A 21,336-nucleotide genomic window follows, 5' to 3' on the forward strand; every position below is an offset into this window, starting at 1 on the left:
GTTTTGCCTTTTTTCACAATGTCAATAAATAACTGGTATTTTTTTACTATCAATTGACATGTTTTCGGCATTAACTGCTTGTACAAGCTTCTTTTTATCATCTGATAAATCAATTTCCCGGATAGTTTCAAGCAAATTCTGCCAACGTCCCGTTTCTTGAATAATCTTTAATGAGGGTGCTACATACTTACTTATCCAATTTTCAATGCTTTCGATACTTTGCTCTTTAGCTTCGGTCGTAAATTTCATTTTTTGCCCCAATGAAATTAACAAAGCCCATGCGGCAATTGGTTTTAGGCTCTCAATATAAGTTCGCCGGTCTCGTGCTTTGGCTAGCTTTTTTTCATCAAGTGGCTCTTCTACAAAGTGCAAATAAGTGTACAGAATATCAAACGTAATACCTACCAAATTATCATTACTTAGCCATTCTTGGATAACATCAGTGGCTTTATCACCATGGAGTTCTAATTCTACCCGGGTCACAATATTTGTATCTTTACCCTTTTGTTCCTGCTCTTTAGCCTTATCATACATACGAATGACAAAGGGTGAAGTTCCAAAATCTAACGTCCAGCCAAACTCTTCACTACCATGTACTGCATAATGCCGGGCTTTCGTCCAAAAGCGGCCTTCTCTGACAGCGTCTACTAATTCATTCATCTTCAATAAACCGCTAGTGTCATTGATTGCGACATCTAACCGGGTTGCATGACCTCGATATTGATACATACGGTTAAAGAACTTTTGCCATGTTAAACCTTGCTCTAACAATGCTTTTTCAAATAACCGGGTACCGATACCAGTTAGGAATAAGGTTGCCCCTTTTTTACTAATATCCGCATTATCGCCACTATCAGACACATGCTCTGGTGCGAAATCTTGCACGTAAATACTTTTTTCACCAGCATACGCATATTCACGAGTGTAAAAGTTCTGGGACGTTGGCCGTTCAATAAATAAATCAGGTTTCAATCGAAGTACGTTATTAATAATTTCAGTCCCATTTAATTCAGGGAAATTAAAGCTAACCCAATCTAATTGAATAGTAACTTTGTCGGTAAGGCTTGGTATTACGTTAACCAAACGATCAACCATTTCTTGTGAGACGTCTTTATTGTCCGCTTCAATCTGTTGAACTCGTTGACGAGTTAAACCAATTATTTCCCCGATTTCAGTTTGAGTTAAATTCAATTTACTTCTTAAAAGCTTTAGCAACTTACCATTAAACTTAGCATGTTCAATAAAACTATCCATGTTCTTACTCCCTTGTAATATTTGATAACTACCTACATTTTTTAACGCATATAACTGTTCAAATTGACTGACATAGTTATTAAAGTCCCAACTCCAGCCGTCAGTAAATTCAGCTTCATAACCCTTTAGTTCACTACCCGTAATTTCATCTATAAACAACAATGTGCCAATTGGTGGTAATGAGCTAATCTCCGTCATACGCACCTTTATATCAAGCTTTTTAACAAACTCATTGTTGGCGAACAATGCCACTGAAATCGTTGGCTCAAACGAAAACATTAAACTGTGTTGATTTGTGCCAATAAAAAAAGCCTGATAAGGCTTAAATTCATTATTTATTATCATTATTTTGAAGCCTCTTAGTTTAAATATAATATCAGGATAAAAAATAGCCCCATAGGTATCAGAAATAGAAAATAGATAGCTGCTACCCGTAATATATACTCAATTAAATCAACCTCGCCAAGAAGACAAATTATTATTAATATAAGTAGGAAAAGAACTGGTATTGGAGCTAACAACGTAGTTATAGACATATGTCTAACCTTTCAATTTTTGAAAATATTTATTAATCATTTCTAACTGCCTATTTGCTGGGAAGAAGTTGGTTAACAGGACACTCCGATTTTCTTTTAAATATGTTGAATAATAAGCAAGCTCACTATCAAAATATTCATAGGTTGGCTTGGCTAAATTATGAAGCATATCTGACAGTGGACCAATAATACTATTAAAAATCCCAGCTGATTTAAACCACTCATTTCTAATTAAAAACACAAAGTCAGTGTGCAATTCATTGATAATATCCTGTCTTTGCTTTTTGATAACGCCAAAATCATTCATTACTATGCCCCCACTGTATCTGCATAAAAGCCATTGCCAAGTTGCTTAAAATGGTCGTGCGATTTCATCATGTCTAAAATGCTGTACCACGTAACCACCGAACGAAATTCATTGTCATCTTCTGTGGACATTTCAAATGGGGTAAACACATCTTCGTATGCTTTCGTTAAGTCATTGTCAAATAGCAACTTAACTGCGGTAATGTCATTGTTGGCATAAACCACTTTGTAACCAGCTTGCTTATATCGAACAATATTTCTAATAACCGGTAACTCACTGCTTAATTCAGTAACGTGTAAATCAAACGGCCCATTGTGCAATAGACCGAGGATAAGCGCACGACCAACTCCACGTTCCGCAACAGCATAAACTTGTTCGCTAGACCACGGAAATTTTAAATTATGTGAAATGCCATGTGTATCTACAATTCTCAAACTAATATCTGTCAAAATATGTCACCTTTCTTTAAAAAAACTTGCTTTTCATGCCTAAAAAGCAAGCGGACTTAAAAGTGCCACAAATGCCGACCTGATACCCGTTCAGGTTATGGCGCTCGTAGCGCTTTTTGCAATCTAACCCCCCTGTTAGTGCACGGGGGTTAAGGTCATTTAACCGCAATAGCAGGTGCAAGGTGGCAGGCACTGGCGCCCGCTTTGCGGGTCGCTTATCAGCACCCAAGCCACCGTGGCTTACGTCGCTTTGCGACACGCCACTGGTGGTGCCACTGGCTCTCCCTTTGGTCAAACCACACCTACTATTGCTATATAGACAAAAACACCCCATACCTATAACAGACCAAAAATCTCCTACGACCTACTTACCCCGTACCGTCATAAACTACCGCTTTCCACTGCGTTCCAGTTGGTTGCCAACAAATTAAGGAGAACTTTACCAAAAACACGGTAAAGCTCTCCTTAATTTGTCGGGGTATAAAACCACTAATAAAAATGCCCGGCTAGGCACAAGTACCAAACAATAAATTAGCTAATAAAAAGCCCCAACTTGATTACTTCAACGTTGAGACTTCTTGCATAAGATTTTGAATTTCCCCGGCACGGTTCTTCACATGCGTGTGTAGTGAGTTCATCGTACCAATCATAAACTTCATGTTTTTTTGAATATCAGCCATATAAGACAACATCATAGGACTAAGCCCACTTTCTGTGCCCATTTGGGTAACTTTCTTTAACTCATCATTCAATGCGATACTAGCTGGCATTTCACCAACCCCGGCAATCTTTTGCATTTCTGCCAATGCTGCGTCACTTAATGATAAAATTTGCTTTGCGTCAATCATAATAAATACCTCTTTCAATTTTAAAATACAGGTACTTATGCCTAGCCGGGCACTCTTATTAGAGTGTCGTTAAATTATTAAACTTATTCTTGCTCGTCACACCTTGTTAAAGAAATGCCTCTGTACATTTCACCGTGAGGACATTGTTTAAAAAGCATCATAAGATCGTGTTGCTTATTGTTGTTTTTTAAACTATAAATAAATCTTTTTAACATATAAAAACCTCTTTCAATTTTGGATAATAAGGTACTTGCGCCTAGCAGGACACTTCTATTAGTGCCTATTACTACTTAATTTCCAACAAAATAACCATTACCTAGGTTTGTAAAATCGCCACCCAACACCAAATCACGACCATACGCCTTGTAATCAAAATACTGGTTTAAAGTCTCTTCACCTAGTTCAGAAACTCCTCCAACTTCTTCAATAACGCTTGAAGCTAAATCTTCTTCACTATCAGCCTCAACAACATTTAAGTCCTCGACTTCTGAAACATCAAAATCAAAAATATCAATTCTGCCGTCTTCTACCAAGGCCTCAAAAACATCACTGTCGATATCAACATCTGCTACGTTATAAATAACTTCATTCAAGCGCTCAACTCTTTCAAATTCCGATATTTTAAAAGGCGCCTCATAATCGCTAATCATCAATTCCTTGTCTTCATCAGGACTACTTAATACACCTCTTTTTACCAATTCTCGTTTAATATCTGAAACAGACATTGGCAATGTAGCCCACACACCAGAAGCAGGACTGCTAACTAAACCAACAAAAATCTTAATATTAATCTCCATAGTTCAATCTCCTTTAACTAAATAAACATTCATTAATAAATAACGTGAGTTTCCGCATACTCAACTTCATTCTCAACGTTCACATCTTGCCGTACCATATAACCTAACGACGACAACCCTAGCAGACCAATAGAAAGACACACACCAATTACCACCAATATAAGAACCACCTTTCCAATATTAAAAAAAGTTAATTAATTGCTTAATAAGTGTTCCATTAAAACTTGACTTGGCCCCTCTAAATCTTCATTATCTATCAGTCGAAAATTCGTAAACTCACCATTATCATCGAAATCAAAACTATATACAAATCGCTCTCCTCGAGCCCAAAATGAAAGTTCTTTGTCTCCAGTTGATGAAAACCTAAAGGCGTACCTTTTAGGCTGTTTACCCCCATTCACTCGCTCATAAAACTTTTTTAAGGACTTTTTCTCCTCTAACATATCTACACACACCTTTCCAAAATAAAAAAGCTAATTAATTATTAACTAGCTTCACGTTTACTATTCATTTCTTCTATCCATTCATGCAGATTAAAACCTTTTGTAAATTCAGGTGCGAAGAATGAACGTACTTGACTACTGCCCGACTGTACAAACCCCCAGCCCTTTAAATCTTGTGATAACGGACGTAGGAGCTTATCACTATCAGAGAAAACCATTTTACCTACTTCTGACGTAGGCATTCCCATAACTATCTTAAATTGCAACTGATTACGGATAGACATAGGTAAACTATCCGCTGACGGACGTTGCATACCCACAATGATATAAAAACCTAGCTCACGCCCAAGCATAGCTATCTCTTTCATATCAGACATAGCTACATCATAAGTTTTACGCTCATCTGAACCAAATGCCGCTTTATCATTCATTTCAACCCATGCACCAAACTCATCAAAAAATAGAAAATGCGGTTTAAAATTAAACTCCATATAAGCGCCTAATTTACCACTCTCTTTAATCTTCTCCATTTTTTCAGCCCGGGACATCATTTCTTCATGAAAAACATGCACTTGTTCATTAATTTCAAGATTCGTACTAAATACCCTACCTTCTAACGCCTTTGTATACTTCAAACTAGCCAAATCAGAGCGTTTGGGGTCAAATACCGTTATGAACTTAGTAATTTGTAACAACTGACCTAAAATCGCAAATAGCATATACGATTTACCTGTACCAACGTTTCCAGCAATCAGCATGTTATAGAATTTATCGTATTTCCAATCAATACCCTTCAAAATATTTACTACACCCTTTTTAGGCATTAAATCAGCTAACTGTAATCTGAACTTAATAGGGTCAAAAGCAAACGTACTAACTAAAACACCCTTTTTAAATTCTGTTACTTGCAAGTCAGCTAACATTACAGTCTCTATTAGTTTATTAAACTCACCACTCGTGAAAGTATCCATATACTTCTCACCATCAACAGGTTGTTCAACAAATAACTGACCCGTAGAGTAATTGAACTTTATACGTATTAAAGGGAAATAACTAATATATTCGCCTTTATCATCAGAAGATACATCAAACATACCCCGGGAAATTACTAATTTAGCGAATAATTGCTTAGTCTCAATTAACAAAAACTTTCTTGATAGCCAATTATCATGTTTTAACCCATAGTATTTGTACAATCTAAATAAATAAAAGGCACCTGCACCAACCAGCAATGCCATAATTACTAACGGAACAAAGTAACCTGCCTTATCTTGATAGCCCGTTTTAATTAAATGCACCCAGAATAAAACTACCGGGACAAATAAAATCACCGAAAGAAAAAGCAAAGTCCTTTTATATAAAGTCTTTGCTAGTTCTTGGTCAGAATATTTAATTTTTCTATACATAGCAACTACCCATACTTTGCTTCCAGCTTAGCACTAGCGTTCTCTTCAACAGTCTTAAAGGCTGTCGTCCATTCATCAAATAATGAATGTATTACAACCTTACCAACACGGCCATAAATATCTCGATATAAGCACTGACCTTTTTTAAAACTAGCTAGCATTTTAGTATTTTCTTCATCAACCTCAAGCCCAAACTCTTTTAAAATACTTGGCCTATCATGTGAATCATCAAATGCAAAAATTTGACCGTACTGTCCATTATTACCTTCACCACCAACATCGGTAATTTTTTGAGTTACAGAAATTAATGCATTATTTTCGGAACGTCCTAATCGTTTAATGCCATCCAAGACTTTCTTACCAGCCGGCGAGGTATTAAATATCCAAGCTTCATCCATAATCTCCATAGTGAACTTATCAGTATCTGCACGACCAAACTTTTCAAGATACTTTCCTAACGCAATCATAATTGACATAGAATAGCGTTGCGTATCTGTATAATTCTTAACAAGATCGTCAACTTTAGGTAAATCAAGCCCTGCAACCTCCAAAATTGTCCGCTTGTCAGTAATTTCAAGCCCACGATTAGAGCCGTCACTAAACGCCAAGCGTAGCATAGAGGTTGGAATTGTTGCTTGATAATATTTACCTAATTGTTCAGTTTCTTCATGCCCAGCTTGACGACCACGAAGAAATAACTCTTCAATAACATCTAAAGTACCAACTAATTCACCAGCTAATCTTTTCTTGCAAACTTCATGGATAGCCTCAGTTAAATCAGTTTCAAGTTGAAGACTATGGGATACTGGGCGTATTTGTACGAGCATTTCCTTAACCAAAGTCAAAACATCTGGTATGTCTTCAATTGTGTCTCGACCAGCTTTTAACGTTAAAATAGGGTCAAGTACACCGTCATTTGCTCGGTCATTAGCGTCAAGCGTTACAAAGTTAAAAGAATTAATCAATTTATGAAAATATGGGTTATCGCTTTCTTCTAAAGCAGCGTTAAACCATTTGCGTACCTCTTGCTTAGGGTCAAAGTAAATCATATTAACTTCAAACATTGCAGAATGAAGTAATAAAAGTTTAACCAAAAAGGATTTCCCTTGCCCAGTCTCACCCGATATTAGAATATGTGGGCTATCCGTTTTAGCCCCCTTAATGCCCTTATTAGCAATTATTAGGTTCATAAGTAAAAGAACACGGGAAGAAGCCACAGCCTCATCTACGCTCTCGTAATGCCCGTTATCGAGCACCCTACCAATATAGAAGCCGGTTTGTGTTCCTAATTGAGTACTAATACCAAATAACAACTCAGCGAACGCTGGAGCCGTTGTATATTGCCGCCACTGTTTAAATACCCCCAGCGTTGTACCGGGTAAAATTTGGTACAACAACATTTCTTGATTAAAACTTGGTTGAAATACATCTATATCGTTGTTAATGGTGTTCAAATCACTTTTAATTTTTCTGATTTTGCGTTTCACTTCTGATAAATCAGTATCTCGCACAACTAAAATCATTGACCAACTTAAAAAAGCATATTTAGAGTCAAGAATATTAACTAAATCATCAGCTAATTGATAATTATGGCTACTTTTTGAAGACCCAGTATCATTAGATAAAGTAGCGTCTTCTAGCTCCTCACGATATTTAACTCGCTCACCCTCAACACTTTGCCTCATACCGGTAAGCCCGTTCTTTTTCGGAAAGTTAATCTTAAAATGTACCTCGACAGGAAATTTAAATGATTGAATAACCGGCATTAATTCAAGATAAGATAATTCATCAGGCAAATTCAACACTAAATGACTAATATAATCAACTTCATTACCGTTATCACGTTTTAAAACCCCCTTTTTAGCAGGGTCAAAAATTGTGTTCCTCATCTCTGTAAAAGAGTGTTCGTCTTGCTGGTGATAAGAAAAGCCTAGTAAATTAACTAATTGTTGTTCTGTTACAGGTTTTGCATCTAAGGCACGCAATATGCCTAGCACATCATCATTCATAGCTGAAAATTTATTAAAAAAATCATCAGAGAATTTAACGCTAAATTTCATCATTTCTGCAATACGTTTTAAAGACAAGTCAACTATAAATTTAGCTTGGTCTTTAAGTCCGTCACCCACTGCGGTAGCTTTTAACTTTACCCCAATATAAAATTCATCAATAACTGCAGGCTTAAATTCAGCTTGCAACATATTAACTTCTTCTTGCCAAAGATAATAGTTAGCTACGTCTCTAGTATCATTTGCCCAATCTTCATAAGTGCCCCTAATTCTGCCCGATAAGTCCATATTTGCTGGAAGTAATTTCAAATCAAGATCTTCATAATATTGAAGCCGTTCTAATACTCCAGATAGACGAGATTGAAATTTTTCTTTTTCGTTGTTATTAGCAACGTTTATTTGAAAAGGTTGTAATTTAAAATAAGCCCAAACATCTCCTAAGCCCGTTAAAACTAAATTATCTTTATACTGAATAACTGGGTTTTCATAGCGGATAGTAACTTTTTTAGCCATTTTTCATGTTCTCCTTTAATTATTTGTCTATATCGTCAACATAGTTATTAACATCTTTACTGTTGGTAATAACTGAACTTGTATTGTTGTCTAAGTTCATAAATGTAGGCGTGGCTATCAAGCCTTTTTCAGCAATAAAATGCTTATTTGTTGGTGCGTCTAAATTAATAGTTTGAATTTGTTTGCTTGGCTGGTCGAAATCCAAAACATTATGCCAAAAAACTTTAGGATAAACGTTGGCACAATCAGAACATTGTGCGCTGTAAAACATGACACGTTGCTGTTTATCGTTTAAAGTGGCGGCATTGTTATTTTGAAAGTGCATAGAAGCATATGGTGCAAAAAAATACCCCACTACAACCAAAATAAAAAGCAGCCCGATTGAATTAAAAAACCATGACTGCTTACTTCTACCTGATTTAGTTTTACTAGTGCCTGTTCGGTCTTTCTTTGATAATCGCTGTTTCATAATTTCCCCCTAAATTAGTTGATTAATCTGTACGTTTGTTAAATACCCGGAATTAACATCATAACTTGAATGTAAAATGACCTTTTGTGATTTCATGCCTAAATCATCACTACCAGCTTTTACTGAAACAACGCTTACAAGCTCAATATTATTAGAATTTGAAGCAACTGCAGAAGAACTTAAAACACTTTTGTACTCGCTGCGTAAATTCAGATTATTAATACGGTCGACTTGAGCCTGTTTGTCATCAGGAGCAAATAAAGATTTAGTATCTGCGTCCGAAAGCCTAATTGTCCCAGATAAATTAGCTTGACGCTTTGCATAAGCAGCTGCGTCCTTATACGTAAAATAAGTTGAAGCGAACTGTTTTACTTTGTCCTTAGCCTTACTAACATCTGTGCTTTCAGGAATAACTGGAGCACTCATTGTGTCTTTTGAACTGCTTTTAGCTAATTGACGGTACTCGCTTTGTGCAGTAGCTGTTTTTGCCAAAGCTACATTATTGTTATTAATAACATTAACGATAAGTCCAGCTAACAATACACTAATAGATATCGCCATTAATGACATAACCCAAGGTACTTTACTCGTTGTATTCATTAAATACCCCTTTCATTGCTGCCCGGTCAACCCGTGTAATTTCATGACTAGCCAAATCATAAGTTACATAATACGCATTCTGTTGTGTATCATTTTTAGCAACTACTAAAAACTCTAATGGGTCGGCATACTCACTTACTGCACCAATATAAACAACGTTTTGACTATCAAACTGACTTGTTGTAACCGTTGGTGTTAAATCAGCTTTTAATGAGCTAATGGTTGACGGTGAGACTTTACCAGCTAGTACAGTTTCAAACTGTCTAGGGTCAGTACCAACAATTAACTGCATTGTTTGCTTAACACTGTCATTAGCTGAATTGAAACTTTGCTCTTTATTAGCTTTAACATCAGACAATGACACCTGATTTTGCGATTGCTTAGCTAACCGCTTTTTTAAATGCTCATTATCAGCTTGAACCCTTGTAAGTTGTGAATTAGTTGTTTGCAACGTATGATTTTGCCAAATATATCCAACAAGCAAAAGACCAGCTAATACCCAAAAATATTTAACATACTTCATTTTAAAATCTCCTAATCAATGCTTACCTTGAATAAAAATCATGCCATTGCCGGCCGTTAATTCTCGAAAACTAACCGTTCCTGAACCGGAATTAACAACATTACATTCACTAACAAGAAAGTGTGAACCGTCATCACTGATTGCTTCCACAACTGCTACATGCCCATAAGTAGGATCAGCACCAGCAGCGCCTTGCGTGAAACTGATTGCCCAGCCAGCATGTGGTTTGGTGTCAGTAGTATAACCTTTGGCCTTAGCATTAGCGCCCCAATCAGCACCATTACCTAGATAATTCTCAACTGGAGTACCTAACGCTTGCATACGGTTAAATACATACCACGTACATTGCCCAAATGGATAGGTATTAGTTGGTGAAGTAGCAGTGAAGTTTGTATTTTTTACCTTACCCTTGTAATTGGCCGGCATTTCGGTAACTGGCGCACCAGACGAAGCCATACCTTCACTAGTATCAACCTTACAGCCGCTTGAACTACTAGATGTTTTATTTTCATTGGTTGCCGAATTTAAACCACTATCAGCAACATCAGTAGCCGGAGTATCGCCGCCCTTGGCTAATTCTGAATACCATTGTTTAGCAAACTTAGTCCGCTTTTCAGTTGTCCCAACACCACCACGTTCCCACTTAGCTCGTAAAAATTCAGTAGCCTGTGATACATCAGTCATTGCAAGGCCTTGTTTTAAAAGTGTTGAGTCAGCGCCGTCATTATTCAAAGCGAAATCTAGCTGTAAACTAGGGTCAGTCCATGATTTACTTTGTTTTGTCGCATAATTCAATAGATTAACTCGGCGTCCGCTATCCCATTGATTAAAACCGAAAGCGTAACCAGATAAATTTTTATCCATTGCTTTAACTTGATTAAACGCAGCCCCAGACTGAATACTATTAGAATTTATGCCACTTTCTACCTCAGTATTACCTAAGTAAGCAGCAATGCCTGCGTCAGTAGTATTAGGCTGTTTCTTTAGATTATCGTAAATTGATTTAGCGGTTTGTTGTTTATCTGCCGAGGTTACAACGTTACTGCCTGTATTATCACTATCACATTGCTGTGATTTAGTGTTGCTAATCAAACCAATTATAAGAATTAACAGTAATACAATGGCGGCAAGCATAATCGTGTAGAATTTTAAAATTTTACGCATAAGCTACACCTCATCTCTACCCATGCGGTTTCTCTTACTTTCATCTCGTTGCACATTCTTACCGTCATATTCTTGCTTTTGTAAAACAAATGAACGTGCAGCTTGTCGTTTTTGCTTAGCTTTTTCAACTTCACCAGCTTCTGTATGCCCACTATATTCATTAGTTTGATTATTTGGCATTGTTGGTTGGCGCTCAATTGACTTATTATTGCCAAAATTTCTATCACGATTACGAGCTTGTTGCCGAAGGTGTTCACTATTTTTCACTTCTTCTGGGTCAGAATTTCGCTCTCTTGATTGTTGTGTTGGTGGTTCTTCATTGTTACCCTTGCCAAACTTATCTTTAGTCCAATTTTTAGCCTTTTGATAGTTATTACGAGTATTTTTAGCGTGTGTCCGACCGTTCACAAACATATCCTTAGCCTTACCGTAAGATTGCTTCATTTCCTCATACGGTTTACGAACATGGACTTTATCCGCAACCCTTTCAGCAACACTAGAACCCGTCAACATGCCAAATATTCTGCCTTTGTTTCTCCAAACTAGATATAGAAATGTTATATACAATAGAGCGTTCAATATCGCGCCACCATTATCAGTAGGCGGTACCAAATGATCTGTAAAACCTTGAACCCAATTCAAAAGTACAATACCTAGAATTAAAAATACCTTACCAAACAATATAAAAATTGCCCCCATAACTGTCTTTATACCGCTCAATGCAAATCTGGGAAATAGAGACATTAAAACTGCAAACGGAGCAAAGAAATACAACATTACTGAAGCAAATTGTAAAGCAACATTTACCACCCCAATTGCGAACAAGGGAACACCGTAAGCCGCAGACATTGTAGGTGACACAAAAGCAACAATGAACTGATACCAACTTTTCTTACCGTCTTTGTTCATATTTGGGTTTTTATCCGGGACATCTTCACTATTGTTGTCGATTGCTCCCCGGATAAAGTCAATGGGATCGCCAACTTTTTTGGTATTAATATCCTTATTTTCTGTAGTATTGAAATTCTCTTCATAAAAAGGACGTTCGATAGTTTGTTTAAAGTATTGATATCGAATTGTTTGTTGAAAATTGCTAACTTGAATTACATTGCTAGTTGAATTTGTGGCTTGAAAGGCAGTAACTTCGGCAGTGGAAGTTAAATTATTAATTTTCTTAAGAACTGTCCCACCTCCTGCTATCCAAGCGCTACCCAGTACAAAACATGCTAGTGATATAAGCAAAATTTTTATGCCACCACGGTCTTTTATTTGTTTGATAAAAACTGTGACAACTCCAGCAGCAAAAGCTAGATAAAGTAATTCTTTAAACGCCTTGTTTTTAAAAAATGCACTATTAAAAGTACCAGTCTCGGTATATAAATCATTAGTCGAATTTTGTACGTTAGTTAAATCAAATAGTAAAGAGAAAGCTTTATCAAAGACTGCGTAGACAATATCATGATTAAGTGAAGTAAATAAATTGGCTAAAGTATGGGCAGTAAGGGTTGAAAAATCAAAACTATCTGCCGGCTTTTGATAATACGGAATATAATTTGAAATTAACTTGGCATTTATATAATCAATATCTTGATTATTTAGATGTTTTAAAACTTCATCTTTGTTGAGCCCTTTATCTTCACTTTTTACCTGTTGTAAATCTTTTTTGTTGGTGTTCTCATTATTATTAAATTTTGAATTTTTACCACCATTACTATCTATGTTGCCTATTGTCTGTGTCTTTCCAGAACTTGCAAAAGGGTCGGCATCATCAGCGTAGACAGAACTTTGTAACAAAAAAATAGAAGTAATTAATATTGTAATTACTCCTAGGCACCTATTCAAAATTTTCATAACTATCCTTTCTAATAAAAAAATCCTATTTATAAAATAGGATTGTCGAATTAATTAATTTTTGCTGTCAATGTTAGTAAATTTCCAAACTTGTTTTGCTGTACCATTATCAACATCATGCCCAAAATATGTAACAACAGAGTTATAGTCTTCACTCCGTTGGTCTTCCAAATCGTAAACTAGATAATTATGTTCACCTGACATTGATGTAGCCTCAAATATAAGTGAGTTTCCACCAAGAAGCGGATTGTTGTCATAATAAACGACTACAGTAACATATTTTTTCATATATTCTGCCATGTTATTGTTTTGATTAAGAGATATTCCCATTTTCAACATAGTATTATCAACAACAGAATTTGTAACACCGTCAACTTCTGTACGTTCAATAGAATAGTCTTTACCTTCAACATAATTCATTATTTTACTTGAAGAACTTGAGGCTTTTTTGCTACTTTTATTACTTACCGCAGTCGTTGTCTTAGCTGTCGTATTATTGTTTGAATGCATTAGGTTCCCAACCAATGCACCGATACCAAATATTACAATCACACCCACAATACTAACAATTATTATCTTAGTTTTATTAGTCATTACCCGAAGCTCCCCACTCTTACTAGTTATAAGCTCCATTTTATCACACCCTTTCTTATCTTAAATATTAATTTCACAATCAAACGAAACTTTACCAAAACAAAAAGCATGTTAACTTATCAACATGCTTGTATATAGACTATTAAAATTCATTTCTAGTACGCCTAAGCTCATTTCTCACAACGTCATTTAACATATCTTTTAAAGAGTCTAGGTCAGTAGTTATGACGTCTTTAAGTTGCTCCCTATCGACTTTTTCATATTCATGTACAATTGTATTTCTCAGACCTTTTATTTGTATCCAAGGAACATCTGGATAATTTTCAATCGTATTGAATGATAGTCGACCAACAAGCTCACCAATTTGTGTTAGTTTCATCATAATTGCACTTAATTCAACATCTGGTTTGTCTAAAATATCAACCAGTGGTTGCCTACTTGCAATTTCTTGTATTTCGTCGACAAATTGAAGCATTGCTTTTAGATACCGAATATCCTTATTGTTATTCTCCATAGATCAATACCATGTCTCTCTTCACATTTTGTTTAAACTCTTCATCTAGCTTATTTGTACTAGGTGACATTAAATTACTTAACAAAATAATATCAACCTCCCTGTTTAAAGCTTTTTCAAGTTTTCGCTGTAATTCTCGTAAACTCGCTTTATGACCTATAAACGGTTGACCTTTGCCATAAAAACCGTCAAGCAATAAATCATAATCACTTGTAAAATCAAAATTACCGTTAACGTATGAGCCGTAAATATAAGCTTTCTTTATATCATATTGAGAGAAAATGCTTTTAACCCTCTGCTTTATCTCATTTAATGATAATTTTTCAGTTGGTAAATTTAGTAGCATTATATCAGCCTCCTATCAGGAATGATAACTTAATAATACTAATTTTTTGTTGTTTTGCCTAGGAACTGCCCCTAATTTGTCCTACCAGTTGGCGACCAAAACATAATCAAGAACGTACCCATAATACGTCCTTTTTTACTTTGTGATAAAATTTACATGTTAGAGATTATCAAATTTTTATTTTTATTTAGAAAGGAGGTAATCACATGAGTAAATTCATGAACGATATTTTCGAGTGCTGCTTAATACCAGTAGCTTTGATATTCTTTTTATATCGCTTAATTAAAGGTTTTATTCAAATTACAATTGAGGCACCAATCGTTGGAATTGGCATGTTAATTTATGCCAGTCTATTGTTTGGTCCAACTATTTTGTAAAAAACATAGACACGATCTCTAACATGAACGTTTATTGAGTACTGATCAATGAGCGTTTTTTCTTTTATCACACAATTTTGAAACGTTTGTTGTTACTATCTAAATGCTTATCTTGATAAAGCTGTTTCTTCTTAATTCTAAAGTTCCACACATATTTAAAATAATATTTAACAGTTTGTTCAAATGGTAAATCATTATAATTTAATAGTTCATCAAGTTTATAATTCCCATATAAACTAAAAACTGTAAGTACTATACCAACACTAAGCGTTTTAGAAGTATACAGATGAAAGAGCAAAATTATAAGAATATCAATTACAAAAGTAACCCCTAGAATAGTCATCTTGCGTGTATTTATCCAAAAGGGCGAATAGAAATTTCCATAAACATGTTTAAATTTTGCAGAAGAAGTAAAAACTCGTCGATAATTATTCATAATCAACCACCTAAACTACTAATCCAGTTAAGAACAAGCTTGATTAAACCATCGAATGACGAGAGCGCTTCTTGCGGGCTCTTAATAAAGTACAATAATACAGCTGCAATTCCAATACCGATCCACATAGCACGTGTTTCTTTTTTAAAGAACTTAAATACTGCATATATTACAGCTGCGAACATCAATATTGTAATTATCGCCGGTTTAATACTAGAATACAGATCCATAATTTCTCACCTCCTTTCTAAGCCTGAACTAGCTTAGTGACAAAGTAGGTATTATCCTGCTTCTTTAGTTCAAGGTGAATAAACTGGTTTTGTACAATATCGCTATCCTTAGCTTTAACTGTGAATTTAACGTCAACCTTAGGGTGTGCTTCTGTTCCAGTAACGTTTATATCACTATCATTTAAGCTATCCAACGTTGCCAAACCTTCTAGCCCCTGTGGGTCAGCCATTACTAACGACATTTCTTTCTTAGAAGAGGATAGATATTTATGAATAAATTGGTCTGTAAACTCTTGAATATGTTTTACAGTGTTCTCATCTGTTAATGCCTTACCATTTTTAGCGAACCTAGCTGTCCCAACTTGACCGATACTATTAATCTGTTCGGCAATATATGGATAACCGATAACCGTTAGCTTCTCATTACTTTGTTGATAGGGAACATTTACAGTCAGTTCTTTATCTTGTCCGTTTTCATTCACGGTCAAATCAAATTGTCCGGTTTTAATACCATCAACTGTAAAAATACCGTTTAGCTTTGTCCGCTTTAAGGTCATATCTACGTCATTTTGCTTAGAACCGTCAAACAATAAATTTTTAGCAAAATACCCTCGTAATTCTCGATCACGGTCACTAGTCTGTGATTTATCAACTGTGTAATAAATTGTCAGAAAGTCAGTTAAATATTGACCAACAACTGGGTTATAACTGGTTGAGCCAGCGCTTGCTTCATCTAATTTTTTAGTCAGTGCCGTAACGTTTTCACGTAATGAACGATTTTTGACCGCAATTGCTCGTGATTGAATAACTGTAAAAGTACAGTAAACAAGTATGAGAACTAAAAAAGTCCCAACTATAAATCTTGCTTTACGCAAAGACACAGCATGAGACTTCTTTATTTTCATCGGCTTATCTTTAACTTTTTTTTCATAGTCAAAGCTAACCTTGAATTTAGGAATGTGCATTAAAATTCACTCCTAGTTATTAATTTTTTTGAACTTTAGAATACCAAATAGACTAGCGATAGCTGTTAGTATGAGACCTGCAACACTAAGACCAGCTTGTTCTGTATATCCCGTCTCTGGTAATGCGTCTGCGACGGCTTTATTCACAGCGTCTTTTGCTTGAACAACGGCAGCTGCATTACTATCACCGTTATTATCAGCTAAGGCTTGATTGTAACTAGTTACGGCTTTAGCAACTTCTGGTGTCGATTGAGCAATGGTTGGAACTTGGATAGTGTTACCTGAATTATCAGGTTGAACCGGAACAGGTGTCACCGTATTGCTATCGGTATTTGAATTGTCATTCTTACCAGTGTCCGTACTATCTCCCTTATCCTTGTCAGAATTAGAGTTTTTCCCACCATTATCGGTGTCCTTGCCGGAACCGTTATCAGTATTACCGCCAGTACCGTTGTCGGTGTCTTTTCCGCCACCGTTATCAGTATTGCCACCAGCACCGTTGTCAGTATTATCACCCTTGCCGTTATCGGTATCTTTACCAGTACCGTCATCAGTATTAGTTCCTTTACCGTTATCGGTATCTTTACCAGTACCGTCATCAGTATTAGTTCCCGTACCGTCATTAATATCCTTGCCAGTACCGTCATCAATATCCTTGTTGAGCGTCTTACCTGAAATTAAATTGATAACATCAGTCTTAGCCGTTGTATTGGCGTTAGTAGTTGCTGCAGCATTAGTAGTCTTAGTCCCCAAACTGACAGTATTAGATTGTAGATTTTGACTAGCCTTAGTTGCTTGAGCTGTGACTGGTGTATCAGTCTTGGCTGTTGTAACTTGGTCAGCATTTGCACTTGTTACGCCTACTGCGGTAGCACCCAACGCAATAGCAGAAGCAACAATTACTTTCTTAGTATCCATATTTTTTTAACCTACCTTTTAATATATGATTTTTGATTATTTTTATATTAACGATCTTGGTTCGCACGCAGCATAATTAATTACTGGTTCTGGTTCATAATTTAGTAAATCAAATACCTCATTTAACTTACTGGGGATAATCTCAACTTCCCCATGTGTTCTATAAACCCAGTTGTCAGTAATTTTCAAATATGAGGACTCATTCACTTTCACTCTCCTCTGTTAATCGTTTGTTCACCATCTTTCTTACGCTTTTTCGCAGTGCCAAATGCAGCCATGCCCGCAAGTAATGCAAAGCCTACCCCAGATAAGCCAAGTCCTTGCTCCATACCCGTTTCAGGTAGTGAAGCTTGTACTTGCGCTGGTGTTGGCTGTGCTGGTTGAGCTGGCTCTGGGTCAACCGTTACCTTATACGGTGTAACGGTTGCCTCTTGAGCCTTTGGCGTATCAGCCTTAGGCAATTGTGTTACTGAATAATTAGTAACTTCACCTTGTACCTTATCTGGTGCCGTAGGCTCTGGTTCATAATCTGGCAAATCAGGCGCCTTGTTAGTGTTAGTAAAGGCGATTTCAACTTGCCCGTGCGTGTTATAAATCCAGTTATCAGCAATCTTCAAAAATGAGAACATTGAAGATTGTTGACCGGGTGTCAACTTAAACGATTGATTAATATTAAAAGTCTTATTAATATCCTTTTCGAATGAAGTTTGTCCGTCATGTGCAACTGAGAATAGTTCGTTCCCGTTATTGTCGTACACATGGAAATTGATATTTTTATTGTTAGCAGTATTAATATTCAAGTTGGTGTAAATGTACTTATAAAGCTCAATACCGGTTACAGTAATTGTTTCTGTACCGTCACCATTTGATACAACAGTAAAGATAATCTTTCCAGTTAGTACACCTTGCCCGATAATTGAATTACCGTCATTCATATCATGCTTAAGCGTAAACTCTCCAGTTTCGGAATTTACGTCAGCCGTCATCATTGTTTTATATTGACCGTCGCCCATATCTGTATCAGTATGAGCGTCCATATTAACATTGACGTTTGTACCATTCATAAAGTCACTAAGGGCTTTTTCATAAGCAGCTTTCTTTTCGGCATTCTCCTTATCAACTCGGGCTTTTTCAGCCTGATATTGTGCTAATGCAGCTTCATACTTAGCAGTCAATTCTTTAAGCTGCTTTGTATCACTATTGGTACTGTCAGTTGCTTGTTTCATAGCGTCCTGATAGGCATCAATATTATGTTGCATTGCGTCTAGCAATGCCTGACCGGTAAGTCCAGTTAAATCTTGATAATCGGGAGTAATTGTCTTGTCGGTAACGTTCGTATCGACCCCGGCGTCCTTACTATCATTGATTTGGTCTTGCTGGTCTTGCTTAGCCTTATCTAAATCAGCTTCACTCTGGTTAATAGCGTCATCACGTTCAGAGTTTGCCTTGTCAGCTGCCTCTTTGTTGGCTTGTTGTTCAGCATTTGCCTTATCAACATCAGCCTTTTGCTTATCTAAATCAGAAGCCGCCTTATTGGTTTCCTCGTTAGCGTTATCATCATTCATATGAATGTCTTTAGCGTCATTATGATTGATTACAACGCCGTTATTTTCAGCATTTGTAGTGCTATCGTCAACTTGAGCCTGCTTATCATCAATTACCTTTTTACCTTCATCAGGTGTTGAAACATCAGCTTGCACAGCTGTTTTACTAGCTGCAGAAGCTTGAGCGTCAGTATTTGCCTTATCTGTGGCAGACTTTAAAGTAACTGCATTGGCTTGTAAGCCGTTATCTTGCATATTAACGGACTCGGTAGCCGCATTATTTGAATTAGTGTGCACTTCATCAGCACTTGCATGCATTGAACCCGATTGCATTACCATAAGTCCAGCAACTGCAGCCGCACCAACTAACCATTTCTTACCGTCTTTGTACATCTTAAATCTTGGTGAATTTTCCATGATATAACCTATTTCTTTCTGCTATTTCCCTAAAATTAATAAAAACTGCAAAATAAAAAGCACTTATTGAGCCATAATGTTCAATAACTGCTTACGTGGCATATAATACTCAAAATTTGAAAACTCCATTCTCAAATCTTCGAAGGGTATTAAATCTTGTAATTTTAAATTTTCATCTTGAAGAACAAAATCAGCTGGCAATTGATAACCAACTAAAGCTAATTCATCTACACAATTTGCTCCAACGACCATTAACCAATTAAAAAACTCTTTGTTATTAACTGGATAGCGAAATCGCCGGGTAATGTGAGCATAACGAATATCAATAAAGGACGCTCTCATTACTTACCTCTATTTAATTCTTTTTTGCTTCACTGCCGTTACTCTTTACTTCACTAGCTGGCTTACTGTCAGCTTTTGGAGTAGTACCTGCAGCCTGATTACTTGGCACTAAGTCAATCTGGTCAGCGTATACAGTCCAGTCAGTAGAAGTGTTCCCAACGAATGCAAACTTTAACCCCTGTGGGTAAACTTGTTGACCCGGCTTCAAATCTTCAATCACCCGGTCATACTCTTCTGGTTTAACTAAAATACGGATATAATCTTCTTCCGTAACTTCACCATTAGCTTTTGACTTAGGAATGAAATTAAATTGATAATTACTAATGATTGGCTCATCAGTTTGAGTATCACGAGCTACCCCGTTACGGTCATCAGCCTTATAATTGGGTGCAATCGAGAACAAGATTAAGTCATGACGATTGAATGCGTCAGCACTACGAACTCTGCCTACTACATGCTGTTTCTTACCAGTAACAAAAAGAGCGTCATACTCGTCAATCGAATACTTATCTTGCTCATTACTTGAAGCTGTTAAAATCGTTCCCGAATAGGTTGCTACACGTGCGCCAGCACGTGCATTAGTCCTTGCTTCACCAGCGATAATTTTTGCGTCAATCAAGCGCATTGTTTCACCAAACTTGCGATTGAAATCAAAAGCAACTTGTGGAGTAACTTTAATTGTTTCAAAACTATCTCCTACATTAAATTGTGCAACTTTCACATCACTATTACGGCCAACAACATCAGGCCCGATATAAGTTAGAGTTCCAACACTTGAACCTAATAACGATAAACTCTTAAATGCGTTAATCATAAAAATAACTCTCCAATACTTCAATAAAATAATTTCTAAAAAATCGCCTGCAGGTATGTTGCCATACACCTATGCAATATGCGTTAAAAGAACCATATGTTCTCGCAGTTGTAGTCAACCACTCCAGTTATTCGATAACATAGCCACATCTACCTACATTCAGTAAATGCAGACTGCACCTTTTGATATCGGAGCACAAGACTTTTCTCTCTAAGATTACTGCTCCGCAATAAAGCTAAATTTTAGGAATATTTATTAAATTCATGGTATTATTTACTTGTGGTAATGAATGATACCGTGATTATGCTTTATTGAAGTATATGAAGTTATCAATGAACTAAGGACGACTAGTTAGAGCTAGTCGTTTTTTTATTTTCTACCATGTTGTTATGGCAGCTTATAAAAAGAAAAGGCATAAGGTAATACAGAGAATTTAACTCTAATTACCTTATGCCTTTTTAATTTAAATAATATAAGAACTTTGCCCTATTTAATTAAATAAGCACAAGGTAATATTTCAAAGAGATTACAAACATCTCTCTATCACCTTATGCTTATAATTTTATTCTCAACCTGCAACCCCAAATGCACATCTGTTACGAACTAGGAATACTTTTGTAAAACGCCTGTTACATAAACACCCAATTTTGCATTTGTGTAACAGAAGCAT

General features: G+C 36.2%; 24 protein-coding genes. 1 reads left to right on the plus strand and 23 read right to left on the minus strand.

Going from position 1 to position 21,336, the window contains the following annotated elements; all coding sequences use genetic code 11:
* Positions 1-21 precede the first annotated feature (21 nt).
* The 16 genes from TT13_RS09865 to TT13_RS09940 all read right to left on the minus strand — a co-directional run bounded on the left by TT13_RS09865 (position 22) and on the right by TT13_RS09940 (position 14,623).
* Positions 22-1,533, minus strand: a complete 1,512-nt coding sequence (locus TT13_RS09865; protein WP_190279663.1) for a replication initiation factor domain-containing protein — start codon at positions 1,531-1,533, stop codon at positions 22-24.
* A 261-nt stretch (positions 1,534-1,794) separates the two neighbouring features.
* Positions 1,795-2,097 (minus strand): hypothetical protein, encoded by a 303-nt coding sequence (locus TT13_RS09870; protein ID WP_027699809.1) that lies wholly within the window; start codon positions 2,095-2,097, stop codon positions 1,795-1,797.
* 2 nt (positions 2,098-2,099) lie between these two features.
* Complete coding sequence (locus tag TT13_RS09875) at positions 2,100-2,546, minus strand: hypothetical protein (protein ID WP_027699810.1); 447 nt, start codon at positions 2,544-2,546, stop codon at positions 2,100-2,102.
* 557 nt (positions 2,547-3,103) lie between these two features.
* Entirely contained in the window at positions 3,104-3,394 is a 291-nt protein-coding gene (locus tag TT13_RS09880; RefSeq protein WP_027699811.1) for a hypothetical protein, read from the minus strand.
* A 290-nt stretch (positions 3,395-3,684) separates the two neighbouring features.
* Positions 3,685-4,191, minus strand: coding sequence for an antirestriction protein ArdA (locus TT13_RS09885; protein WP_027699812.1), 507 nt, complete (start codon positions 4,189-4,191; stop codon positions 3,685-3,687).
* Positions 4,192-4,385: 194 nt separating this feature from the next.
* Complete coding sequence (locus tag TT13_RS09890) at positions 4,386-4,634, minus strand: hypothetical protein (RefSeq protein ID WP_027699813.1); 249 nt, start codon at positions 4,632-4,634, stop codon at positions 4,386-4,388.
* A gap of 41 nt (positions 4,635-4,675) precedes the next feature.
* The gene (locus TT13_RS09895; protein ID WP_027699814.1) at positions 4,676-6,040 is read right to left on the minus strand and encodes a cell division protein FtsK; all 1,365 of its coding nucleotides are present in this window, start codon (positions 6,038-6,040) and stop codon (positions 4,676-4,678) included.
* A 5-nt stretch (positions 6,041-6,045) separates the two neighbouring features.
* Positions 6,046-8,562, minus strand: a complete 2,517-nt coding sequence (locus tag TT13_RS09900; protein ID WP_027699815.1) for an ATP-binding protein — start codon at positions 8,560-8,562, stop codon at positions 6,046-6,048.
* A gap of 19 nt (positions 8,563-8,581) precedes the next feature.
* Positions 8,582-9,031 (minus strand): hypothetical protein, encoded by a 450-nt coding sequence (locus tag TT13_RS09905; RefSeq protein WP_027699816.1) that lies wholly within the window; start codon positions 9,029-9,031, stop codon positions 8,582-8,584.
* Between the two features lie 9 nt (positions 9,032-9,040).
* The gene (locus TT13_RS09910; protein WP_027699817.1) at positions 9,041-9,631 is read right to left on the minus strand and encodes a hypothetical protein; all 591 of its coding nucleotides are present in this window, start codon (positions 9,629-9,631) and stop codon (positions 9,041-9,043) included.
* A complete protein-coding gene (locus tag TT13_RS09915) occupies positions 9,615-10,154 on the minus strand; it encodes a hypothetical protein (RefSeq protein WP_027699818.1) in 540 nt (179 codons plus the stop codon). Before TT13_RS09915 ends, TT13_RS09910 begins: the two co-directional genes overlap by 17 nt.
* 15 nt (positions 10,155-10,169) lie before the next feature.
* Positions 10,170-11,318, minus strand: a complete 1,149-nt coding sequence (locus tag TT13_RS09920) for a phage tail tip lysozyme (RefSeq protein WP_027699819.1) — start codon at positions 11,316-11,318, stop codon at positions 10,170-10,172.
* Positions 11,319-11,321: 3 nt separating this feature from the next.
* Positions 11,322-13,169 (minus strand): CD3337/EF1877 family mobilome membrane protein, encoded by a 1,848-nt coding sequence (locus tag TT13_RS09925; protein ID WP_145912377.1) that lies wholly within the window; start codon positions 13,167-13,169, stop codon positions 11,322-11,324.
* Positions 13,170-13,223: 54 nt separating this feature from the next.
* The gene (locus TT13_RS09930) at positions 13,224-13,763 is read right to left on the minus strand and encodes a lipase chaperone (RefSeq protein ID WP_027699820.1); all 540 of its coding nucleotides are present in this window, start codon (positions 13,761-13,763) and stop codon (positions 13,224-13,226) included.
* A 142-nt stretch (positions 13,764-13,905) separates the two neighbouring features.
* Positions 13,906-14,277 (minus strand): HepT-like ribonuclease domain-containing protein, encoded by a 372-nt coding sequence (locus tag TT13_RS09935; RefSeq protein WP_052348619.1) that lies wholly within the window; start codon positions 14,275-14,277, stop codon positions 13,906-13,908.
* Entirely contained in the window at positions 14,267-14,623 is a 357-nt protein-coding gene (locus TT13_RS09940) for a nucleotidyltransferase family protein (RefSeq protein WP_027699821.1), read from the minus strand. The genes TT13_RS09935 and TT13_RS09940 overlap by 11 nt, the downstream gene beginning before the upstream one ends.
* 206 nt (positions 14,624-14,829) lie before the next feature.
* On the opposite strand from TT13_RS09940, the gene TT13_RS11375 reads away from it, so the two are divergent.
* Positions 14,830-15,000, plus strand: coding sequence for a hypothetical protein (locus tag TT13_RS11375; RefSeq protein WP_190279664.1), 171 nt, complete (start codon positions 14,830-14,832; stop codon positions 14,998-15,000).
* A 67-nt stretch (positions 15,001-15,067) separates the two neighbouring features.
* On the opposite strand, the gene TT13_RS09945 is transcribed toward TT13_RS11375, so the two are convergent.
* The 7 genes from TT13_RS09945 to TT13_RS09975 all read right to left on the minus strand — a co-directional run bounded on the left by TT13_RS09945 (position 15,068) and on the right by TT13_RS09975 (position 20,666).
* Entirely contained in the window at positions 15,068-15,436 is a 369-nt protein-coding gene (locus TT13_RS09945) for a hypothetical protein (protein WP_027699822.1), read from the minus strand.
* A 2-nt stretch (positions 15,437-15,438) separates the two neighbouring features.
* A complete protein-coding gene (locus TT13_RS09950; protein ID WP_027699823.1) occupies positions 15,439-15,666 on the minus strand; it encodes a TcpD family membrane protein in 228 nt (75 codons plus the stop codon).
* A gap of 17 nt (positions 15,667-15,683) precedes the next feature.
* Positions 15,684-16,631 (minus strand): conjugal transfer protein, encoded by a 948-nt coding sequence (locus TT13_RS09955; protein ID WP_045477189.1) that lies wholly within the window; start codon positions 16,629-16,631, stop codon positions 15,684-15,686.
* Positions 16,632-16,643: 12 nt separating this feature from the next.
* Positions 16,644-17,549: a serine-rich aggregation substance UasX gene (uasX, locus tag TT13_RS09960; protein ID WP_027699825.1), complete on the minus strand. Its 906-nt coding sequence runs from the start codon at positions 17,547-17,549 to the stop codon at positions 16,644-16,646.
* A gap of 209 nt (positions 17,550-17,758) precedes the next feature.
* Positions 17,759-19,510, minus strand: coding sequence for a KxYKxGKxW signal peptide domain-containing protein (locus TT13_RS09965; protein WP_027699826.1), 1,752 nt, complete (start codon positions 19,508-19,510; stop codon positions 17,759-17,761).
* Positions 19,511-19,573: 63 nt separating this feature from the next.
* On the minus strand, positions 19,574-19,852 hold the full coding sequence (locus TT13_RS09970; protein ID WP_027699827.1) for a hypothetical protein: 279 nt from the start codon (positions 19,850-19,852) through the stop codon (positions 19,574-19,576).
* Between the two features lie 13 nt (positions 19,853-19,865).
* Positions 19,866-20,666, minus strand: a complete 801-nt coding sequence (locus TT13_RS09975) for a hypothetical protein (protein WP_027699828.1) — start codon at positions 20,664-20,666, stop codon at positions 19,866-19,868.
* Positions 20,667-21,336 lie beyond the last annotated feature (670 nt).

It is taken from the genome of Weissella oryzae SG25, from assembly GCF_000691805.2.
GTDB classification, from domain to species: Bacteria; Bacillota; Bacilli; order Lactobacillales; family Lactobacillaceae; genus Weissella; species Weissella oryzae.